Below are 4374 nucleotides of genomic sequence, written 5' to 3' on the forward strand. Positions count from 1 at the left end.
GCCGCTGCGCGGCCCGCCGGGGACCGAGGTCCGGGTGAGCGCCCGCAACTTCCCGGCGGACGCCGTGCTGGACGTGGCGTTCGGAGCGGCGCGCTCGGAGCACGAGGTGGTCGCCCGCACGCGGACCAGCGGGGACGGGAGCACCGCGGCCGTGGTGCGCGTCCCGGAGCACGCGCAGCCGGGCCGCCCCTACGTCTTCGTGGTGGCGTACCCGCCTACGCTGGTCCGGGTCACCTCGGACACCTTCCACGTCACCCCCACGCAGCAGGGAGGAGCCATGGCGGAGGACACCGCGGGCACGGTCCGCGTGACCGGCCGGCTGACGGACGAGGGCGTGGAGTGCCCCGCCCTTCGCGGCGACGACGGGCAGCTCTACACGCTGGCCGGCGAGACGGGCGGCTTCCGTCCCGGCGACCGCGTCACCGTGACGGGGAGGGTGGCGGAGATGTCATTCTGCATGCAGGGGACGACGATCTCGGTTCGGACCGTCGAGAGGGCGGGGGAGCCGGGATAGGGCGGGCCGGCTACACGGCACCGGCCTTCCCCTCGGCGCCGTGCGCCATCAGCGCGGCGAAGTCCGCATGGACGCCCACCGTCTCCCGGTCCTCCACCTGCCGCAGCATGTAGCAGAAGGTCTCGCTCTGGGTGGGATACCGCACCCGGTACGCCCGCCGCCAGATCCCGTACACCAGGCGCATCACCTCGTCCGGGGGGAGCTCGCGCCGCGGGTCGCCGGACGGCTGCCGGTAGAGCACGTAGCGCCCCTCGGAGCGCAGGGACATCCAGGGGTGGAAGTAGCTGAGGTCGAAGGGGATCGCCCTGCCGCTGCGCACCAGCGTCCGCAGCCAGGGGCTGTTGCTCCGCACCTCGCCCACCGTCCAGGCCAGCTCCTCCCCGCGGGCGCGCAGCGCCTCCCCCCGGAAGGCCTCGATCAGGAACTCGCGCAGCTTCCGCCCCAGCCGCCGCCGCCGCTGGTCGGCGCGGACGGCCAGGTAGGTGACGAACCCGGCGTTGACCGCCTCCAGGTAGATCCCCGCCGCCGCGGCCACCGGCGCGCCCGTGGGATCGAGGAGGGCCAGCAGGTGGTAGCGCCCCCCCGCCGGGAGGCCGAGCCGCGTCTCCTCCAGCTCCGAGAGCAGGTCGCCCAGCGGCTGCACGTCGCCGATGGCCTCCTGGATCAGCGCGAGGGTCTCGCGGGCCAGCTCGGAGCGCTCGTCGCTCACCTCCACCGCGCGCAGGTCAGCCGGCAGCGCCATCCGCCTCCTTCCCCGCCGCTTCCCGGATGGCGTCCAGGTCGAGCTTGAAGATGCGCGCCGAGTTCTCCCAGAGGATCTTGGAGACGTCCTCCTCGCGCAGGTCGAGCTGGCGGACGAAGCGGATGTAGCTCCCCAGGTCGCAGATGGGCCAGTCGGTGCCGAAGAGCAGCTTCTTGGGGTCGCCCGCGAAGGCCAGCACCTCGTTGACCTGCGAGAGCATGTAGCGCTCGAAGCGCTCCTCGAAGTGCCCCAGCGTGAAGCCGGAGATGTCGCCCACCACGTTGTCGTTCTTGTAGATCACCTCCATGGCGTCGGTCACCCAGGGGTTCCCCAGGTGGCAGATCACGAAGGTGACCTCGCGGAAGTCCACCGCCACCTCGTCCACCTCCAGCGGGTGCGCGTACTTGACCTTCCCCTTGGGGTCGAAGGTGTCGCCGGTGTGGATCATCACCGGGACCTCGAACTCGCCCGCCAGCTCGTACACCACCCGCATGCGGGCGTCGTGGACGTAGAAGGCCTCGTACCCGGGGTAGAGCTTGAGCCCCTTGATGCGCCCGGTGCGGAGCAGGATGCGCAGGTTGGCCAGGTCCGAGGAGCGGTAGTCGTAGTAGCTCACCCCCGCCACCACCCCGATGCGCGGGTCGTCTCCCACCACCGTGAGCACCTCGTCCACCGACGGCCGGTGCTCCGTGACCTTGTACGAGGTGAGCACCAGCGCGTAGTCCACGCCGTGCTGGTCCATCTCCGCCCGGAGGGCCCGGTACCGCTCCTCGAGGGTGGTCGGCGACGACTCGTCGTAGCCGTTCAGGTGGGTGTGGCAGTCGATGATCACCGTGCGTCTCCGCCTTCCGTTTCGTAGCTTGCGCGTGCTTCCGCTCCCCGGGGCAAGCAGGGATCGTACCGCCGGGCACGGTTCCTGACGGCAGCGGGGCGGCCGGGGCGACCCGGACCCGAGCGAATCCCGGAACCGACGACCTGCCGTGACCGACGACGAAGCGATGAACCCGCTCCTTTCCGAGGGCCTCCCCATCCCCTTCCACCGGATCCGCGCGGAGCACGTGGTGCCCGCGGTGCGCGAGGCGCTCGCCGCGGCGGAGCGCGAGGTGGAGGCGATCGTCGCCGAGCCCGGCGAGCGCACCTGGGACAACACCCTGGGACGGCTGGACGCCATGGAGGAGCGGCTGGACCACGTCACCCACCCGGTGTCGCACCTGCTGGCCGTGATGAACACGCCGGAGCTGCGCGAGGCGTACCAGGAGGTGCTCCCGGAGCTCGCCGCCTTCTACGCCCGGCTCCCCCTGAACGCCGGCCTCTGGGCGGCGGTCCGGGAGCTGGCCGCCTCGCCGGAGGCGGCGGCGCTCACGGGGGTGCGGCGCCGCCACCTGGACAAGACGGTGCGCGAGTTCGAGCGCGCGGGCGCCGACCTCCCCCCGGAGGCCAAGGCGCGGGTGGAAGCGGTCCGGGTGGAGCTGTCGCGCCTGCAGACGGAGTTCTCCAACCACGTGCTGGACGCCACCAACGCCTTCGAGATGGTGGTGACGGACCCGGACGACCTGCGGGGGCTCCCCCCCTCCGCCGTGGCGCAGGCCCGCGCCGCGGCCGAGGCCCGGGGGGTGGAGGGGTGGCGCTTCACGCTGCACCTCCCCTCGTACCAGCCGTTCATGGAGTACGCGGAGAACCGGGCGCTGCGGGAGCGGATGTACCGGGCGTACACCAGCCGCGCCAGCGCCGAGCCGCACGACAACCGCCCCCTCATCGCCCGGATCCTGGAGCTGCGCCGCGAGCTGGCGGCCCTGCTGGGCTACCGCGACTTCGCCGACTACCGCCTGGAAGACAGCATGGCCAGGTCGGGGGAGCGGGCGCTGGACTTCGAGGAGGACCTCACCGCGCGCACCCGGCCGTACTGGGAGCGGGAGATGGAGGCGCTGGCGGAGTTCGCGCGGGAGGAGCTGGGGATCCCGGAGCTGGAGCCCTGGGACACGCTGTTCGCGTCGGAGCGGATGCGCCGCGCCCGCTACGACCTGGACCAGGAGGAGCTGCGCCCCTACTTCCCGCTGGAGGGGGTGCTGGGCGGCCTCTTCGAGGTGGCGCGCCGCCTCTTCGGCGTGCGGGTGACCGAGCGCGAGGTCCCGGAGGTGTGGCACCCGGAGGTGCGCTTCTACGACGTGCATGACGAGGAGGGGAAGCTGCTGGGGGGCTTCTACGCGGACTGGTTCCCGCGCGAGACCAAGCGGCAGGGCGCGTGGATGAGCGGGCTGGTGACCGGCGGGCCCACGGAGGAGGGGTGGATGCCGCACCTGGCGTCGCTCGCCGGGAACGTGTCGCCGCCGGAGGGGGGGCGCCCCGCGCTCCTGACCCACAACGAGGTGCAGACCGTCTTCCACGAGTTCGGGCACCTGCTGCACCACGTCCTCTCGCGGGTGGAGGTGCGGGCGCGGGGCGGGACCAGCGTGGCGCGCGACTGGGTGGAGCTCCCCTCGCAGATCATGGAGAACTGGACGTGGGAGCGGGAGGCGCTGGACCTGTTCGCGCGCCACTGGGAGACGGGGGAGCCCATCCCGGAGCCGCTGTACCGCAAGATGCTGGCGGCGCGCAACCACATGGCCGCCACCTTCCAGATGCGGCAGCTGAGCTACGGGACCATGGACCTGTCGCTGCACGCGCGCTACGAACCCGCGCGTGATGGCGACGCGGTGGCGTACGCGCAGGAGGTGCTGGGGCGCTTCGCCTACCGCCCGGACTTCGCGCGGAACCACTTCGTCGCCGGCTTCACGCACGTCTTCGCCGGGGGGTACGCGGCGGCGTACTACAGCTACCTGTGGGCGGAGGTGCTGGACTCGGACGCCTTCTCCCGCTTCCAGCGCGAGGGGCTCTTCAACCGGGAGACGGGGCGCGCCTTCGTGGAGGCCGTGCTGTCCCGCGGCGACGCCGCCGACCCGGGGGAGCTGTTCCGGGATTTCATGGGGCGCGACCCGGACCCCGCGGCGCTGCTGCGGCGGAACCTGGGCGAGGGGGGGCCGGGGCACCACGAGGGGGCGGCGGGGGAGGCCCCGCCGGCGGCGTAGGGGCGGGGCGGCCGGTCTCCGGCACCCAGCGCACCACCAGCAGCGCCACCCCG

4 protein-coding genes are annotated in these 4374 nt (G+C 72.8%); 2 read left to right on the forward strand and 2 right to left on the reverse strand.

Annotated elements, in window-relative coordinates:
* Window positions 1–514, forward strand: a 514-nt coding sequence (locus VGR37_10265; protein HEV2147775.1) for a DUF5818 domain-containing protein, incomplete at its 5' end; no start/stop codon positions are given.
* 10 nt (window positions 515–524) lie between these two features.
* Here the strand turns inward: VGR37_10265 and VGR37_10270 are convergent.
* On the reverse strand, window positions 525–1256 hold the full coding sequence (locus tag VGR37_10270) for a GNAT family N-acetyltransferase (GenBank protein HEV2147776.1): 732 nt from the start codon (window positions 1254–1256) through the stop codon (window positions 525–527).
* Entirely contained in the window at window positions 1240–2088 is an 849-nt protein-coding gene (locus VGR37_10275; GenBank protein HEV2147777.1) for an amidohydrolase family protein, read from the reverse strand. Before VGR37_10275 ends, VGR37_10270 begins: the two co-directional genes overlap by 17 nt.
* Before the next feature lie 148 nt (window positions 2089–2236).
* Between VGR37_10275 and VGR37_10280 the strand changes: the two genes are divergently transcribed.
* Window positions 2237–4321, forward strand: a complete 2085-nt coding sequence (locus VGR37_10280) for a M3 family metallopeptidase (protein HEV2147778.1) — start codon at window positions 2237–2239, stop codon at window positions 4319–4321.
* The last annotated feature ends 53 nt before the right edge of the window (window positions 4322–4374 follow it).

It is taken from the genome of Longimicrobiaceae bacterium (assembly GCA_035936415.1).
Lineage (GTDB): Bacteria > Gemmatimonadota > Gemmatimonadetes > Longimicrobiales > Longimicrobiaceae > JAFAYN01.